This window comes from Bradyrhizobium sp. AZCC 1578 (assembly GCF_036924675.1).
In the GTDB taxonomy this organism is placed as follows: domain Bacteria; phylum Pseudomonadota; class Alphaproteobacteria; order Rhizobiales; family Xanthobacteraceae; genus Bradyrhizobium.
In genome coordinates this window covers 1,447,541-1,464,029 of record NZ_JAZHRZ010000001.1, presented here as the reverse complement: position 1 = coordinate 1,464,029, position 16,489 = coordinate 1,447,541, and the positions used below count along the sequence as shown (strand labels likewise).

Annotated in this window: 16 protein-coding genes and 1 pseudogene; 11 read left to right on the top strand and 6 right to left on the bottom strand. The window is 62.4% G+C overall.

Annotated features, from left to right (window positions below):
* Nucleotides 1-29: 29 nt before the first annotated feature.
* On the top strand, nt 30-476 hold the full coding sequence (locus V1290_RS07515; RefSeq protein ID WP_334363795.1) for a c-type cytochrome: 447 nt from the start codon (nt 30-32) through the stop codon (nt 474-476).
* 180 nt (nt 477-656) lie between these two features.
* Here V1290_RS07515 and V1290_RS07510 read toward each other — a convergent pair whose 3' ends face one another.
* Nucleotides 657-1,079 (bottom strand): CHRD domain-containing protein, encoded by a 423-nt coding sequence (locus V1290_RS07510; RefSeq protein ID WP_334363794.1) that lies wholly within the window; start codon nt 1,077-1,079, stop codon nt 657-659.
* Between the two features lie 169 nt (nt 1,080-1,248).
* Here V1290_RS07510 and V1290_RS07505 point away from each other — a divergent pair, with 169 nt between their 5' ends.
* Nucleotides 1,249-2,175 (top strand): c-type cytochrome, encoded by a 927-nt coding sequence (locus V1290_RS07505; protein WP_334363792.1) that lies wholly within the window; start codon nt 1,249-1,251, stop codon nt 2,173-2,175.
* 33 nt (nt 2,176-2,208) lie between these two features.
* Here V1290_RS07505 and V1290_RS07500 read toward each other — a convergent pair whose 3' ends face one another.
* Both V1290_RS07500 and V1290_RS07495 read right to left on the bottom strand, forming a co-directional pair.
* Nucleotides 2,209-2,997: a J domain-containing protein gene (locus V1290_RS07500; RefSeq protein ID WP_334363791.1), complete on the bottom strand. Its 789-nt coding sequence runs from the start codon at nt 2,995-2,997 to the stop codon at nt 2,209-2,211.
* Nucleotides 2,998-3,256: 259 nt separating this feature from the next.
* The gene (locus V1290_RS07495; protein WP_334363790.1) at nt 3,257-3,502 is read right to left on the bottom strand and encodes an Lrp/AsnC ligand binding domain-containing protein; all 246 of its coding nucleotides are present in this window, start codon (nt 3,500-3,502) and stop codon (nt 3,257-3,259) included.
* Between the two features lie 132 nt (nt 3,503-3,634).
* Between V1290_RS07495 and thiD the strand changes: the two genes are divergently transcribed.
* The 4 genes from thiD to V1290_RS07475 all read left to right on the top strand — a co-directional run bounded on the left by thiD (nt 3,635) and on the right by V1290_RS07475 (nt 7,634).
* Complete coding sequence (thiD, locus tag V1290_RS07490; RefSeq protein WP_334363789.1) at nt 3,635-4,435, top strand: bifunctional hydroxymethylpyrimidine kinase/phosphomethylpyrimidine kinase; 801 nt, start codon at nt 3,635-3,637, stop codon at nt 4,433-4,435.
* 288 nt (nt 4,436-4,723) lie between these two features.
* The gene (locus tag V1290_RS07485) at nt 4,724-5,536 is read left to right on the top strand and encodes a UDP-2,3-diacylglucosamine diphosphatase (protein WP_334363788.1); all 813 of its coding nucleotides are present in this window, start codon (nt 4,724-4,726) and stop codon (nt 5,534-5,536) included.
* The gene (locus V1290_RS07480; protein WP_334363787.1) at nt 5,533-6,591 is read left to right on the top strand and encodes a glycosyltransferase family 4 protein; all 1,059 of its coding nucleotides are present in this window, start codon (nt 5,533-5,535) and stop codon (nt 6,589-6,591) included. Before V1290_RS07485 ends, V1290_RS07480 begins: the two co-directional genes overlap by 4 nt.
* Nucleotides 6,592-6,644: 53 nt before the next feature.
* The gene (locus V1290_RS07475) at nt 6,645-7,634 is read left to right on the top strand and encodes a threonine ammonia-lyase (RefSeq protein ID WP_334363786.1); all 990 of its coding nucleotides are present in this window, start codon (nt 6,645-6,647) and stop codon (nt 7,632-7,634) included.
* A gap of 70 nt (nt 7,635-7,704) precedes the next feature.
* Here the strand turns inward: V1290_RS07475 and V1290_RS07470 are convergent, their stop codons facing one another.
* Nucleotides 7,705-9,387, bottom strand: a complete 1,683-nt coding sequence (locus tag V1290_RS07470) for a caspase family protein (RefSeq protein ID WP_334363785.1) — start codon at nt 9,385-9,387, stop codon at nt 7,705-7,707.
* A gap of 169 nt (nt 9,388-9,556) precedes the next feature.
* Here V1290_RS07470 and V1290_RS07465 point away from each other — a divergent pair, with 169 nt between their 5' ends.
* Nucleotides 9,557-10,591 (top strand): AI-2E family transporter, encoded by a 1,035-nt coding sequence (locus V1290_RS07465; RefSeq protein WP_334363784.1) that lies wholly within the window; start codon nt 9,557-9,559, stop codon nt 10,589-10,591.
* Here V1290_RS07465 and V1290_RS07460 read toward each other — a convergent pair.
* A complete protein-coding gene (locus V1290_RS07460) occupies nt 10,588-12,366 on the bottom strand; it encodes a metallophosphoesterase family protein (RefSeq protein ID WP_334363783.1) in 1,779 nt (592 codons plus the stop codon). The genes V1290_RS07465 and V1290_RS07460 overlap by 4 nt on opposite strands.
* A gap of 290 nt (nt 12,367-12,656) precedes the next feature.
* Here V1290_RS07460 and glsA point away from each other — a divergent pair, with 290 nt between their 5' ends.
* The 3 genes and pseudogenes from glsA to V1290_RS36445 form a co-directional block, all read left to right on the top strand.
* A complete protein-coding gene (gene glsA / locus V1290_RS07455) occupies nt 12,657-13,655 on the top strand; it encodes a glutaminase A (protein WP_334363782.1) in 999 nt (332 codons plus the stop codon).
* Between the two features lie 73 nt (nt 13,656-13,728).
* Nucleotides 13,729-15,381: an MFS transporter gene (locus tag V1290_RS07450; RefSeq protein ID WP_334363781.1), complete on the top strand. Its 1,653-nt coding sequence runs from the start codon at nt 13,729-13,731 to the stop codon at nt 15,379-15,381.
* Between the two features lie 52 nt (nt 15,382-15,433).
* Nucleotides 15,434-15,520: pseudogene (locus V1290_RS36445) on the top strand (twin-arginine translocation signal domain-containing protein); the annotation flags it as partial.
* A gap of 58 nt (nt 15,521-15,578) precedes the next feature.
* On the opposite strand, the gene V1290_RS07445 reads toward V1290_RS36445, so the two are convergent.
* Nucleotides 15,579-15,776, bottom strand: a complete 198-nt coding sequence (locus V1290_RS07445) for a hypothetical protein (protein ID WP_334363780.1) — start codon at nt 15,774-15,776, stop codon at nt 15,579-15,581.
* A gap of 42 nt (nt 15,777-15,818) precedes the next feature.
* Here V1290_RS07445 and V1290_RS07440 point away from each other — a divergent pair, with 42 nt between their 5' ends.
* The gene (locus V1290_RS07440; RefSeq protein WP_334363779.1) at nt 15,819-16,382 is read left to right on the top strand and encodes an HdeD family acid-resistance protein; all 564 of its coding nucleotides are present in this window, start codon (nt 15,819-15,821) and stop codon (nt 16,380-16,382) included.
* The last annotated feature ends 107 nt before the right edge of the window (nt 16,383-16,489 follow it).

Below are 16,489 nucleotides of genomic sequence, written 5' to 3'. Positions count from 1 at the left end.
ACAAACCCGAATTGAAGGGAATTTTGCCAATGAAGCGGATCGTCGTCGTCGCAGCCGTGCTTGCATTCAGTGCCGGTGCGGTCGTTGCACAGCAGGACCAGCTCAAGCGGACCCAGGCCATGATGAAGGACAATGGCAAGAACGCAGGCGCGTTGTCGGCGATGGTCAAAGGCGAAAAGCCTTACGACCAGTCGACTGTCAATGCCGCGCTGGCCCAGTTCGATGACACCGCCAAGAACCTTCCGACGCTGTTCCCCGAGAGCATGAAAGGCGTCAAGTTCGAGGGTGATTACGACCCCTCGCCGAAAATCTGGACAGACAAGGCCGGCTTCGAGTCCCAAATTAAGAGCTTCGCCAAGGTCGTCGCCGATGCCAAAGGCAAGATCAAGAATCTCGACACGCTAAAGGCGGAACTGCCTGTCATCGGCAAGCAGTGCAGCGGCTGTCACGAGACATACCGGATCAAGAAGGGCTGATCGCATTCCAACTTTGAGCATGATCTTCTCGAAGAACCGCTACACATTTTTCCGGATCAGGCTGTGACCTCAAAAAGGGCGGACGCCGCGAAGCGTCCGCCCTTTTGTGTTACCCTTGTTTCTTGTTTACTCGCGTTCGAACCTACCTACTTCGTCACCAAATTTACTTGGTGACTTGATTTATTTGGTCACCTGGCCGCGGATTTCACCGCCCGGATTGGCTGCGGTGTGAATGTTGACGTAGTACTTGCCGGCCACTAGGTCTGCGGCCTGCGCATCGGTCAGCGTCGCGCTGCCTTCGACCGGGCTCGACGTCGCATTGGGAATGGCGACCGCAACACCGGCATTCTTGCCGGCTTCGGCGGGACCGTGGAAATGTGCGGCGGTCGCTGGGCCGGACAGGCCGGAATAGCTCAACTTCCAGCTCAGCTTCTTGCTGGCGGGATCGTAGTCGATGTCGGCGGTGCCCTTGGCGGTGCTGGTGTTGGGCGGCACCTGGGACTTGCCGTCGAGTGTCGCCTTCATCTTGTCGGCAGACGCGGATCCGGCAAAAGCAATCGCTGCCCCCAACGCAAGCGTGACAAGCATGGTCTTGTTCGACATGGTGTTTCTCCCTGTGGACGTCAAAACGGCGATGTCAGCCTCAAAACAACGCCGTTGCGAATTTATTCCCGAGATGCAGACAAAGGCTCGAAATTTCGCAGAAGCCTATGGCGCAAAGTGCGTCCATACTGGTTGTTGAGTTTAGGACTCCCTGACAACGGATCAGTGAATGCTGCGACGAATTCTCCTTGGCTTGATTTTGGCTGGCGTCGCCGGCGCCGGTGTTTTCTGGTGGCTCACGATCCCGGCGGTGGTTGCCCCAGCCTCGCTTCCTCCCCGCACGCCGAACCTTGCCAATGGCGTTGCAACGTTCAATGCCGGAGGCTGTTCCTCCTGCCATGCCGTTCCCAACCAGCCCGATCGGTTGAAACTGGGCGGCGGGCTCGCAATGCCGTCTCCGTTCGGGACGTTTTACGTTCCCAACATCTCGTCAGATCCCACCTATGGTATTGGCCGCTGGAGCGAGGCTGATTTCGTGGCGGCGGTGCTCAGGGGGACGTCGCCGGACGGCGTGCATTATTTTCCGGCCTTTCCATATACGTCGTACCAGAACGCTTCCGTCGATGACGTTCGCGATCTCTTTGCCTATCTGAAGACGCTTGCGCCGGTGGCCGGCAAGACGCGCGATCACGACGTTCCGTTTCCATTCAACATCCGCCGCAACATCGGCGTCTGGAAATGGTTGTTCATGGACAGAAAGCCTCACATAGCCGACGCCTCACATTCGGCGTCGTGGAATCGCGGGGCTTACCTCGTCAACGGTATGGGTCATTGCGCCGAGTGCCACAGCCCGCGCAACTTCCTCGGCGGTATCGTCCAGGCGCAACGCTTCGCCGGCGGACCTAATCCGGAAGGAGAGGGCTGGGTACCCAACATCACCCAGAAACGATTGGAGGAGTGGAGCGCGAAGGATATCGCCTACTTCCTCGAAACCGGGCAAACGCCCGATGGCGACAGCGCAGGCGGATCGATGGTCCGCGTGATCAAGAACACCTCGCAATTGCCGCCGGAAGATCGCGATGCCATCGCGGAGTATGTCAAGTCGCTGGCGCCGGTTGAGGGACCGCCGCGGCCGAAGAAAGCGAAAGAAGGCTGAGAGCTCTTACGTGAGACGCGAGTTCGCGCGTCGTCAGGGCGTCACGGCTGCGGTGATCGGTTGGCGCCGCTCCGGCAAGGTCGGCACGATCGACAGCGGCTTACGCGGCACGGGCGGCGTGGCGGCTTTGGTCCGCTTCAAATCCGTGGAGCGCTTGGTCAAAGCGACGTCACCGAGTGTGCGATCGAAATCGCCCACCCGATACAGCACGCCGCCGCGATCGAAATAGGCGGCTGCGAAGCGCGGATAATATTGGACCCCGAGATTGTACGTGGCGAAGGCCGGGACCGGCTCGAAGCGGCCGAGCGGCGCGGCGCGGGCTTCCTTTGCGGCGGGTGCCGTGGCAGCGATGGGGGCCACGCTGCCGGTTGAAAGTTCTTCTTCGCGCTGGGCACGGGATCCGTCCTGCGCGGTAGCGTCGGGCTGCAGCGCGGCAACCTGCTGCACGCCATCTGCGATTTCTGCGGCGCCCGGCGGTTTTGAAAACAATCCGAACACCGTGTAGCCGCCGACCAGCACCGCGGAAATGACCGTTGCCGCCATCGTGTTGGAGGCGACCTTTCGTACGGTCTCGTATGTCTGGATTGCCTTGGTGGCCGGCGGCTGCAGCGCAATGGCGAGCAACTGATCGTAGGTCGCGCGCTGCTCGGTGTCGGTCAGGATGTCATAGGCGCGCATGAGTTCCCTGAACCTCAGCGCAGCATCGGGATCGTCGGGATTGATATCGGGATGAGTCGCCTTCGCGGCCTTGCGGAATGCCTTCCGCAATTCCTCGGCGTCATCACTCGGAAGCGCTCCGAGCAAATCGTACAGCGTCCCCATGGTGGTACTCGCGACCGTTTCCCCCTCGGACCGTCCCCGCCGCGGAACTTCCGATTGACGACGCCCTAGATAATCAAAAATATCAAGGCGGTAGCATGATCCCCTTATGGCAAAAGCATGCCATGGTTAACGTCGTTAACCATCCATTGCGGTGGGGCGCTCAATTGGCGTGGCAGGCGGGCAGGGCTGGCAGCTCCTCCATCACAGGCGGACCTATCGGCCGCGCCAGGGACGCGGCCTTGGGGAGGCAGGCCGATGCCTAACCCGAGCCGAACGCCTTGAAGGTGATGATGGTGTGGGTGTCCTGGATCCCTGGAATCACCTGCACCTTCTCGTTGACGAAATGGCCGATGTCGGTGTCCTTATCGACGTAGAACTTGACCAGCAGATCGTAGTCACCGGCAGTGGAATAGATCTCCGAAGCGATCTCGGCCTCCGCGAGCGCATTGGCGACGGCATAGGATTGGCCGAGTTTGCATTTGAACTGGACAAAGAAGGGAACCATCGCTGTCGTCTCCGAATTAGTTGGTCCCAATAGGCCAAAAACCGCCGATAATGGCAAGCCAGCTTGCTGCCCATGCCATGGCGCGGTAGGACATTACATGGCCTTCAACCGACGACTTGCACGAGGCTTGCGATGACGGCGCCGATCGCGCTGACCATCGCCGGCTCCGATTCCTCTGGCGGCGCCGGTATCCAGGCCGACCTGAAGACGTTTGCCTCGCTCAGCGTCTACGGCGCCTCCGTGATCACGGCGCTGACGGCACAGAATACCGAAGGCGTCAGCGGCATCCATCAGATGCCGGCGGAGTTCGTGACCGCGCAGATCGATGCGGTGTTTTCCGATCTCGACGTCGGAGCGGTCAAGATCGGCATGGTGGCGCAGCCATCGATTATCGACGCCATCGTCGCCGGCCTCAAGCGCTGGTCGCCGAAGCATGTTGTGCTCGATCCCGTGATGGTCGCAACCTCCGGCGACCGGCTGCTGGCTGCCGAAGCGGTCGAGGCGCTGCGGACAAAACTCATTCCGTTAGCTTCGGTCATTACGCCCAATTTGCCTGAGGCCGCCGCGCTGCTCGACGAACCGGTGGCTGCGGGTGAGGCCGCCGTCGCAAGCCAAGGCAGGCGATTGCTGGCCATGGGCTGCAAGGCGGTGCTGATCAAGGGCGGCCACGGGGAGGGCGCCGAGTGCATCGACTATCTGATCGGCACGAGCGGCACCATCGCGCTGGCCGCGCCGCGCATTGCGACGAAAAATACCCATGGCACCGGCTGCTCATTGTCCTCGGCGATTGCAGCGGAACTCGCGAAGGGCGCGGGCATGGAAACCGCCGTGCGTAACGCCAAGGCGTGGGTCAGCGCTGCGATTGCGGCGGCAGATCGCTTCAGCGTCGGCCGCGGTCACGGCCCGATCCACCATTTTCATAAGTTTTATTAGCTGCCGTCCTTGTCTGGTGCGCAATCGCGCAGGGACTTTTTGCGCCGCGGCGCATCCGTTGAATTACGGGGATGGTTAATCTTCCACGATAATTGACCCTGTTGATGATGGGTTAATGCGCGATTGCGCACGAGGCAGAGACAACGTCGAGAAGTTGCCTCTCCAATGTCGCTTGTCTGTCGCATCGCGCTGCTATCCGCAAGTTGTGGGGCACGGCATTGATTCTCGCGGGAATATCGCGGCGTGAACAGTCATCGCCCTGTCACAGAAATCTGTCAGGGGACAGGTATGGGTAGTGACTCCTTGAGTGAAGAGAGCCCCGAACGGCGCTTTCGTACCTTGTTCATCTCCGACGTCCATCTCGGCGCCCGCGGCTCGCAAGCCGACCGTTTGCTGGACTTCCTCAAAAGCCACGACGCCGACACCATCTATCTCGTCGGCGATATCGTCGATGGCTGGGCGCTGAAGTCGAGCTGGTACTGGCCGCAATCGCACAACGACTTCGTGCAGAAGATGCTGCGCAAGGCGCGCAAGGGCGCCAAGGTCATCTACGTGCCGGGCAATCACGACGAGTTCCTGCGCAACTATTACGGCACGCATTTCGGCGGCATCGACGTGGTGGAAAACACCATTCATACCGGCGTCGATGGCCAACGCTATCTCGTCATCCACGGCGATATCTTCGATCTCGTGGTGCAGAACGCGCGCTGGCTCGCCCATCTCGGCGACAAGGCCTACGACTTCGCCATTCAGATGAATCGCCTCGTCAACTTCTTCCGCCGCATGTTCGGCGTGCCGTATTGGTCGCTGTCGCAATGGGCGAAGCTGAAGGTCAAGAACGCCGTGAACTACATCGGCGCGTTTGAACAGACGCTGGCCGGCGAGGCGCGACGTCACGGCGCCGACGGCGTGATCTGCGGCCACATTCACTATGCCACCATCCGCGACGAGCACGGCATCCGCTACATGAATTGCGGCGACTGGGTGGAAAGCTGCACCGCGCTCGCCGAGCACGAGGACGGCCGGTTCGAGATCATCACCTGGACCGATCCGCAGCGAAGGGCGGCGCCAGTTCCCCGCGTCGCGGCGCGCGCCGCATGACGCATATCCTGGTCGCGACCGATGCGTGGCATCCCCAGGTCAACGGGGTAGTACGCACGCTGACCGCGATGACGGAGGCGGCCACGGGGCTTGGCGTCGAGGTGAGCTTTCTGACGCCGCAATCATTTCGCACCTTTGCGATGCCGAGCTATCCCGACCTGCGGCTGGCTCTGCCGCTTCCCGGCAAGATCGCGCAACTGATCGAAGCGGCAAGGCCCGACAGCATACATATCGCGACCGAGGGGCCAATCGGGCTGTTGGTGCGGCGCTATTGCCGCAAGCGCGGCTTGCCGTTCACCACGAGCTTTCACACCCGGTTTCCGGAATATGTGTCGGCGCGCTCGCCGATTCCGGAATCCTGGGTTTGGTGGGCGCTACGTGCCTTCCACCGGCCGAGCCGGGCGGTAATGGCGGCGACGCCGGCGCTGGCGGCTGAGCTGCGCCTGCGTGGCTTTCGTAACGTGGTACTGTGGTCACGCGGCGTCGATACCTCGCTGTTCCATCCGCGCAGCGCCGATCTCTGCCTGCCGATGCCTGTATATCTCAGCGTCGGCCGTGTCGCGGTAGAGAAGAATCTCGAAGCCTTCCTCGATCTCGATCTGCCCGGCACCAAGCTCATCGTCGGCGATGGGCCGGCCCGGATGGCGCTGGAGCGCAAATATCCTAACGCCGTGTTCCTCGGCGCGCGGCATGGCGAGGAACTGGCCGAAATCTATGCGGCGGCCAATGTTTTCGTCTTTCCCAGCAAGACCGACACGTTTGGCTTGGTGCTGCTGGAGGCGCTGGCCAGCGGTCTGCCGGTTGCGGCTTTTCCAGTCAACGGTCCCCGCGACGTGATCGGCTCGGCGCCGGTTGGCGTGCTGAACGAGGATTTGCGCGCGGCCTGCCTGGAGGCGCTGCAGATTTCGCGGAAAGAATGCGTGGAATTTGCTGCCGCCCATAGCTGGCAAGCCTCGGCACGGGCTTTCGTCCATCATGCCCTCAATCTTGGTCCCCTGCGGCCGGAAGGCGAGCTGGCCGAATTCGTGGCGGAGGACCCGCATTTCGCCGCCTGATATCACCTGAATCTGTATTGCCCGCCGGTCCGCTTGCGCGATACAAAGTGCGCATGACGGAAAAAGCCTCAACGGCACCGGTCGGTGCTGCAGATATCGATGCGGCGGCGCGAGTGGTTGGCCCGTTCGCGGTGCGGACGCCGCTGTTGTCGTTCCCCGTTCTCAACGAGCGCGTCGGGACCAAGGTCTTTCTGAAGCCCGAAATGCTGCAGCGGACCGGATCGTTCAAGTTCCGCGGCGCCTTCAACAAGCTGGCCTCGATTCCGCAGGATAAGCGCGGCGGCGGGGTGGTCGCATTCTCTTCCGGCAACCACGCCCAGGGCGTGGCAGCGGCGGCGCAGATCCTCAACATGCAGGCCACCATCGTGATGCCGGCGGACTCGCCTATCACCAAGCGCGAGCGCACCAAGGGCTATGGCGCCGAGGTGGTGCTCTACGACCGCGACAAGGAGGACCGCGAAGCGATCGCCAACGGCATCGCCGGCAAACGCGGTGCGACGCTGGTCCGGCCCTATGACGATCCCTTCGTCATTGCAGGGCAGGGCACTGCGGGCCGTGAAATCGCCGAGGACATGACAGCGCTCGGGCTCGTGCCCGATATCGTGGTAGCGCCGGCCTCCGGCGGCGGGCTGATCGCCGGCGTCGCGACGGCCGTGAAGGCAAAATTTCCGCAAGCGCAGGTGATCGTCGCCGAGCCCAAGGACTATGACGATCACGGCCTGTCCCTCCGCGCCGGCCACCGCGAGCCCCATCACGCCGCCGGCCGCACCATCTGCGATGCGCTGATGGCGGCGATGCCGGGCGAACTCACCTTTTCGATCAACAGCAAGCTGCTCGCAAACGGCGTGACCGCGTCCGACGAGGAAGTCGGCGCGGCGGTGGCCTATGCCTACCGGGAATTGAAGCTGGTGGTCGAGCCCGGCGGGGCGGTCGGCCTCGCCGCACTGTTGGCCGGCCGCATCGATGCCAGGGGAAAGAACGTCGTCATCGTGCTTTCCGGTGGCAATGTCGACGCGGACCTGTTCGCCAAGCTGGTCGCCTGACCATCACATCTTAAACGGAAGCGGGCAGAGCATGTGCTCTGCCCGCTTTTTGTTGTCCGGAGCTCCTTATTCAGCGCCTGAAGCCGCCGCCGAATGACCCGCCGAACGAGCTGCGGGACGGGCTCGAGGCGAAGCGCTGGCTGAAACCTCCTCCGCCGCCCATGCCGCCGCTGAACCGACGCGGCGCGGTGGTCATCATGGGCCTAGTCATCATGGGCCTGGTCGTGATGGGTTTGGTGACCCGCATCGGATTGTTATGAATCCCGGGCGGCAAGGTCGTGACCTTGCCGATCTTGCTGCTGTTGTTGCCGGCATTGACAGGGATCGGGTTGATCTTGCCGGGCGGGGTCGTGGCCTTTCCGCCAATACCACTACTATTGCCAGTGAGCTTGCCAGGCAGGGTCGTGACCTTGCCCGCGTTGCCGTTGTTGATGCCGCCATTGATCGGGCTATTCGTTGCCGTGCCCTTGGCAGGCAGCGTGATGATCTTGGAAGGCACCGGCATGTGGGCATGGGCGCCAAGATTGTGCTTGGAGATGCCGAGTATGGGTGAATTACCGATGTTGCCCGGCTTGAATGTCGGCGACTGCTTCGCCAGATGCGTGAACTGCATCAGTGGCACGGCCTTCGGCGCGCCCTGTAGCTTCAGCGCGGACTTGGCGTAGGGGCTGTTGGAATAATTGTCATGGAACGTCTTGTAGGCGAACGGCGAGTTGGCGACCACCGCTTTGTGCCACGCCGTCGCCATCCGCAAATTGCCGAGCAGCAGGCGGATGTGGTCGCACAGCGGATCGTGCGGGTAAAGGCGGATGAATTCCTCATAGTGCTCGGGCGAGCCTTCCGACAGCACGTAGTCGTAAGCCTGGCGCACCGAACGCGACGGCAGATTCGACGCGGCCTGGATGATCGGGCGGCGATCCGGCGCGCGGCCTGCGGCGACCGCGGTATCGCCGAAGAAATAGAAGTCGGAGGTCAACGACGAACTTTCCCACGGTGTCTGCTTTCCGGACGTGGTGTTGTTCACTTCGAGCCGGACGCGCTTGAACAATTGCTCGATCGGCAGGTTCGGCTCGCGTGCGACATTCAGGAAAGCTGACGTATACGGGCTGTGGTTGCCGTCGCCGTCCTGCGCTTCCATACCCGGTGCGGTCGAGTAGCCGACGATCGAGCCTCGGGGCGCATCGACGATTGCCAAGCCCCGTCCGGCGTCGTTGATCTCGGGGAACGGATTGTTGCGGCAGGCATCGAGCACCACGATGCGCATCCGGCTCGGGATCGATTCCAGCGTGCCCATCACGTCGACCAGCCGGACCGAATTGCCGTCAAGATCGGACGGCGAAGCGATCTTCGCATCGACCGGAAGCAGATAGTTCTCACCCGCCACCTGCACGCCGTGACCGGCATAATAGATCATGGCGACGGTGCCGGGGCCGCGCTCGGCGACCCTGGCGGAGAAGTCCTGCACGACCTTGACCATGTCGCTGCGCGTCAGGTCGGTGGCCTGGGTGACCTCGAAGCCGGCGGAGTTCAAAAGCTGCGCCATCGACTGCGCGTCGTTGCCGGGATTGGCGAGCTTTGGCGCGATCTGGTAATTCGAATTGCCGATCACCAGCGCAACGCGCTGGTCCGCCGGCGGCGTTTGCACGCCGTTGCGGATGTCGACATTCGGGGCTTCAGCCAACGCCGCACCAGCGAAGCCGAGCAGGCCTGCAAGCAGGCCGGCACCCAATAGCGATGACTTAAAGCGGGACATGGCTGCCTCCTCAGGCGAGACCTCGTTGCGAGATTTGCTGGGACGCTAAGCCGGGTGCGGGCCGTCGTACGTGACCGCGATCACGGTTGCAGCGCGCGGCGCTTCCACGCTTGCCGACGCGCGATGCCGCTGACAATCTCGGGTTGCTGAACGGTCGAAGGAACCCAAAATGGGCTTCGGGCTAAAGACCACCACAGGAATCATCGCAGCCGTGCTGGTCATGGCGGCGCTGGCTCAGGCGAGCAGTGTGTTCGCGCCGCTTGCGGCCGCATTGTTCATCATTGCGATTGTGTGGCCGATCCAGAAGCAGTTGCAGTCCTGGATGCCAAAACTTGCCGCGCTGGCGATCACCATCATCGCCACCGTGGCAATCTGCCTCGCCTTCGCCTCGCTCGCAGCCTGGGGATTTGGTCGGGTAGGACAATCACTGCTCGCCGACCTGGCGCGCTACCAGGCCCTTTATGCGGCGACCGTAGATTGGCTGGACGGCCACGGCGTCTCGGTTGCGGGCCTGTGGGCTGAACATTTCAACGTAAGCTGGCTGCTGCGCGCCACGCAATATGTCACCGGACGGGTGAACACGACGCTCAGCTTCTGGGTGATTGCGCTGGTTTACGTCATGCTGGGGCTTCTCGAAGTCGAGAGCATCAGGCGAAACATCGAACGGCTGGATAACCGTGTCGCAGCACGCGTGCTGCTCGACGGCAGCGAAGCGACCGCGGCGAAATTCCGAAAGTACCTTTTGGTGCGGACGCAGATGAGCGCGGTCACCGGCCTGCTGGTCGGCAGCTTCGCCTGGATTACCGGGCTGCCATTCGCGTTCGAATGGGGCGTGATCGCGTCCGTGCTGAACTACATTCCGTTCATCGGCCCGTTCGTCGCGACACTGTTTCCGACCCTGTTGGCGATGACGCAGTTCGAGACCTGGCCGGCGGTGCTCGGCGTATTCGTGTGCCTGAACATCATTCAGTTCGCGGTCGGCAGCTACATCGAGCCGCGGGTGGCCGGCAGCCTGTTGTCGATCTCGCCGGTGGTGGTGCTGTTTGCGATCTTCTTCTGGACGTTCCTGTGGGGCCTGTTCGGAACCTTCATCGGCGTGCCCATCACGCTCGCCATACTCACCTTCTGTGCCCAGCATCCGTCGAGCCGCTGGATTGCTGATCTGCTCGGCGGACCGGAGCCGGAGAAACCCGGCAAGCCCTAGTCGGCTGTCTCGCCCGCGACCTCGACCCGCTCGGGCGGCAACAGGCCCAGCCGGCCATCCTGGCCGGTCGTCAGGGAATGAATATAGAAGTACGTCGCCGCAGCGTCGGTCGCACCCATCACGGGCGACGGAGCGGAGATGATTTTTAACCCGCCGCATGCGCCGATCCAGTCGATATGACGGTGGCCATGCATCACGACGGCGCGATCTCCCAGCGCTGCCAATCTGCGGACGAACCAACTGCCGTTGATCAGCGCCGTTCCGATGCGCTCGGAAAATGCTTTCACCGGCATGGGATATTCCGCCAGGTGGTGGTGCAATGCGACGATCCAGCGCGCCCGTGGAAAATATCCGATGGCTGCCTCCAGGCGATGCGCCTGTTCGACGGAGACCAGTCCGAGCGCGTTGGTGAAGGAAAAGTGGGTCTTTGCATTCGAGTTCAGGATGGCTATTCCGAGGCCATCTTCCGGTTCCGGCGGCAGGATCATCGGAAACTGGTCGTCGAAGAGGCTGTGCAGCTCGGCGACACGGCGCAAACCTCCAAACTCCGCAACGGCCATGATCGCGTCACGGTGCAGCGCCAGCGCCTGCTGCAGCGTAGCGGCCGGTCTTCCGTTGGCATCGACGACGTGCACCCGTTCACCTTGCACGGCCGCCATCGCCGACAGCGTCCGAATTTGCCGCAGCCGCTTGCCGGTGCTGAACGGCAGGTCGAGCCTGGCCGGATTGGTGCGGTCGACGATGTTGACGTCGTGATTGCCCGGCAACAGGATCGTGCGTGCGGCAAGCTCCGGGTGGCGCGCCAGCGCTTCGAGGATTAACGCCCATTCGCTCGCGCGGCCGGCGTCGGTCATGTCGCCCGTGACCACAACGTGATCGAGCGGATTGCTGGCATGGATGGCGGCCAGCCGCGCGAGGATTAGATTGAGCCGGCCATTGCCGCGCGGGCCAGCCCGTCCGCTTTCGATGCGAAAGCCATACTGCTCGCCGATCACGTGAAGGTCCGACAGATGCGCGACGCGCCAGATCCGGCCTTCGGCCGAGGCGGCATCGAACCTGGTAAGGTCGAGCGGTTGGGGCATGCTGGCATCGGCAAAACCCCAAACCAGCGATGCGACCGCCAGATAGCCCGCCATCAGTACGACGGCATTCGCAAGCGTGGGCACGGCGAGCCGATGCAGCAAGAGCAGATCGCTCCAGTTACCAGCCCACCGCGAGGCAGGCCAGGCGAGTATCGCGATCATCGCCGCGCATGCCGACAACAAGATGCCGGCGCCAACCGAATTGGCGCTGCGCAAGCGCGCCCGGCCGGCAGGAGTGAAGTTTTTTCCCGCGATCAGCTCAGCCAGATGACGCAAGGCTTCGCGCACAAACGCATAGCCGGGCTGTACCGCGAGTGCATTGAGCGACCAGAAATTGATCTCGGCGATCCGAAGCAGCGGACGCCATCCGATCCATCCCGCCGCTACGATCGCAGCCAGCACCAGCGCCGCGCCGATTTCGGTCAGGGCTGCAAGCTGTTCCGACAAGGTGGAGAACCAGGCCGAAGCCAGCAACGGCGCCAGACCGAGCAACACCGCCGGCAACAACAGCAAGATCGTCCAGGCGAACAAGAGCTTCGGCAAACTGATTTCGACCAGCAGGCTTCCGGCGATTGCCAGCAGCGACCGCTGCCCCGGACTGGCGGCATCATCCTCGATATCGCCGTTGCGCGGATCGACCAGCATGTTCTCTGCGGCTTTGGTGACGTGTCGCTCGGAGATCGGCTTCGTCATTGCTCAATACCGCATTAGCTCGGTCAAATTGGTCGCTAATTCGCGGAGGTTTGTCGATACGGAGCCATCGGCGTTCGCGTGATTTGTCACAAAGTTGTGTAGCGGAACACACCCGACGCAGACGTACTTTAAGGTTGTGTAATTGACTCGATGCACTTTCGAGCGTTACGGTGCGTGCAAGTCAGACGAAGCTGAGACGGTCGACGCAGACTGTCTATCAGCATGTAACTCGTGTTGCCGAACGGCTCGATCATCTGCGCGCAGCATGTCGAGCCGGATGGAGGAGTCCGATGGACTCACCTTCGATTTCGGAATCCACAGAACGCCCCTACATCTCGACAGGACACCTGCCAGAACCCGAACTGGTGCAAGAGCTGGTGTCGGAGGCGTACCGGCGCTTCAAGTCGAACGGAGACGGACAGAATTCACAAGTCTATCCGGCGCTCGCCAGGGTGCCGCGAGAGCTGTTCGGGGTCTGCGTCGTCGGCACCAGCGGGCGCGTCTACGAGGCCGGCGACACCGGCTATGAATTCTCGATCATGAGCGTATCGAAGCCGTTCGTGTTCGCGCTTGTTTGCGAGACGATCGGCCCGGAAGAGGCGCGCAGAAGACTTGGGGCGAACGCCACCGGATTGCCCTTCAACTCTCTCGCGGCGATCGAGCAGGGCGGTGGCCGCACCAACCCGATGGTCAATGCGGGCGCGATCGCGACCACCAGCCTGGTGCCGGGCCTGACGGCTGAAGGCCAATGGCAATTCATTCATGACGGGCTGTCACGGTTTGCCGGCCGCAAGCTTGCGCTCAATGAAGAGGTGTACGCCTCGGCATCGCAAACCAACTATCGCAACCGCAGTATCGCCCGGCTGCTGCAGAGCTACGACCGCATCTATTGCGACGCCAAGCAGGCAACCGATCTCTATACCAAACAATGCTCGCTGAATGTGAGTGCGCGCGATCTGGCGGTCATGGGCGCGACGCTGGCGGACGGCGGCGTCAATCCAGTCACCCGGCAGCGCGTAGTGGATGCTGCGGTCTGCCACTACGTGCTCACCGTGATGATCACTGCTGGCCTATACGAGACGTCGGGCGACTGGCTCTACGACATCGGCCTGCCGGGCAAGAGCGGGATCGGCGGCGGCATCGTCGCGGTCTCTCCCGGCAAGGGCGGCTTCGGTACCTTCGCGCCGCCGCTCGACGCGGCTGGCAACAGCGTGAAGGGGCAGTTCGCGGCAAAATTCCTGTCGCAGCGGCTGGGAATGGATCTGTTCGTATCGCAACCGGAAAACTGAAGCAGATGCAAAGAGTGGATTGATCGAGCCGATAGCTCGATCGATCCGGAACCGAGCCGCTCGGGAGGACACCATGGCGACGCACTCGATGTCGATCGGAGCAATCCGGGAAGGTGCGCGGGAGTCATGGGTACCGATGATCGCCATTGCGCTCGGCCAGATGATCATGTCCTACAACGTCGCCTCGCTACCAGTGGCGCTCGGCGGGATGGTGAAGAGTTTTGGCGTCCCGCCGACGACGGTTGCGACCGGCATCGTGACCTATTCCATGCTGGTGGCCGGTTTCGTGATGCTCGGCGCAAAGCTCGCGCAGCGGTTCGGCGCGTTGCAGGTGTTCCGCTTCGCTGTCATCCTGTTCTGCGCGTCGCAGATACTGATGACATTCAGCCCCACGGCGACGTTGATGATCACAGCGCAAGCGCTCTGCGGTGCGGCCGGCGCCGTGATCGTACCGTCGCTGGTGGCGCTGATTGCCGAGAATTACACGGGAAGGCAGCAGGCGACGGCGGTGGGTGCGCTCGGCTCCGCGCGCGCGGCGGCCGGCGTGCTGGCGTTCATCATCGGCGGCGTGCTCGGCACCTATATCGGCTGGCGCCCGGCATTCGGTATCCTGATCGCGGTTTCCGCGATTGTGTTCCTCCTGAGTTTCCGTCTCAAGCGAGACTATGGCCGCCCGGATGTGCATATCGATTTCGTCGGTGTGGTTCTGGCGGCATCGGCGATCGTGCTCATCAGTTTCGGCTTCAACAATCTGAACGGATGGGGGCTAGCGCTGGCCACCGCCAATGCGCCGTTCGACCTGCTTGGCCTTTCGCCGGCGCCGATCATGATGGTTCTCGGCGTGGTGCTCGGGCAGGCATTCCTGATGTGGACGCATCGGCGTCAGGCCGCCGGGAAGACCCCGCTATTGGCGCTCGAGGTGATCGACTCGCCGGAAGAGCGCTGTGCGGTCTATGCGCTGTTTGCCGTGGTCGCGCTGGAGGCGGCGCTCAATTTCTCAGTGCCGTTGTACATTCAGATCGTGCAGGGCCGCTCGCCGCTTGCGACTGCGATTGCGATGATGCCGTTCAATCTGACGGTGTTCTTCACGGCGATGCTTATCGTCAATGTCTACGACCGGCTGACGCCGCGGCAGATCGGCCGCTACGGCTTCCTGCTGTGTACGGTTGGTCTGGTGTGGTTGGCTATCGTCGTGCGCAACGACTGGAGCGAGGTTCCTGTGCTGATCGGCCTGGTTCTGTTCGGGATCGGGCAGGGTTCGCTGGTGACGCTGTTGTTCAACGTGCTGGTCACCGCCTCGCCCAAGGAACTCGCAGGCGACGTCGGGTCGCTGCGCGGCACCACGCAAAATCTTGCCGCTGCGGTTGGAACGGCGGTGGCGGGTGCACTTCTGGTCGGTCTGTTGAGTGCGATCGCGCTCAGCAGTATCGCGGCCAGCCCCGAGCTGCCGAAGGAGATCCAGAGCCAGGTCGATCTCGACAACATCACCTTCGTCAGCAACGACCGGCTGCGGAGCGTGATGGAAGGAACGACCGCGACGCCGCAGCAGGTCGAGGAAGCGGTGCGCGTGAATACCGAAGCGCGGCTGCGTGCCCTGAAGATCGGACTGCTGATCATGGCCGGTCTTGCGCTGTTGGCGATCATCCCGGCGGGCCGGCTTCCAAACTACCTGCCGGGCGAGATACCGAGCGATGCGCCGACGGGTGACCGAGTGAGGTCGAACTGACTGAAGACAAGAAGGCGAGGAGAGGGACATCCCGGCAAGGAGAAGAACAACGATGGATGCAATTGATCGCCGCAGTGCGCTGCGGGGCCTTCTTTGCGGTGTTGTCGCCGCTGGATTGGGCGCAGGCTTGGTAGCAAATCCGGCCGAGGCGGCGCCGCTCGCGGTGCAGAAGGATCCTGGAAAGAACGCCGGAGATTTCAAGCTCGAGGCTCAAGGCCCTGGCACGCGGCCGCCTGGATCACCGGCTGGACGGCCACCGCGACGACCGCCTGGACGGCCGCCCACGCGGCCGTCGCGTCCCCCTCATCACTGGCATCGTCGTCGGCGTCGCCGTTGGGTCTGTTGGTGGCACCGCGGCCGTCGCGTCTGCGGCTGGCGATGGCGGTGATGGCCACGCTGCTCGAGGGTGCGATGAGACGTGAAGTGAGGAGACTGACATGACCACAATTGACAACAGCTCGCCGATGGGCGTCACCAACCTGCCTGCGCCGCCGTTCTGGATCTGTGTTCTGCTTGGACTCGCCTTGATCCTGGCCGGCTTCCTGGTTCTCGGCGACGTCATGCTCGTCACCGTGATCAGCACTATCTTCATCGGCTGGGTTTCGATCGTCGCCGGCGCCTTCGAGATCGTCCATGCATTCTGGACCAAGGGATGGGGAGGATTCGTATGGCAGGTGGTTCTCGGCATCCTGTACATCGCCTTTGGCGTCGTGCTGGTGGGCCAGCCGGTCGCCAGCGCCTTGATTCTCACCTACGTCCTCGGCCTGGTGTTGCTGATTTCCGGTTTCGTCCGCATCCTGATCGGCATCAGCCATTGGCGAGAGTCGGGCTGGATCATGCTGCTATCCGGCGCGTTCGGCGTAGTGGCTGGCCTCGTCATTCTGACTGGATTTCCGATCACCGGCTTGTGGGTCCTCGGATTGCTGCTCGGCGTCGATCTGATTTCCCATGGCATCGGATGGTTGGCTTATGCGTGGCAGCCTACCACCCGAAGCGCGTAGCTCCTCCCTGCCTACTAGAGCGAGATGGCCTTTCTTCGAATCGTCATCTCGCTCCTTTTTCTGTTAGGGACGTCCGGGCGATCTGGTGCCCCACTTTGCTGCGGACG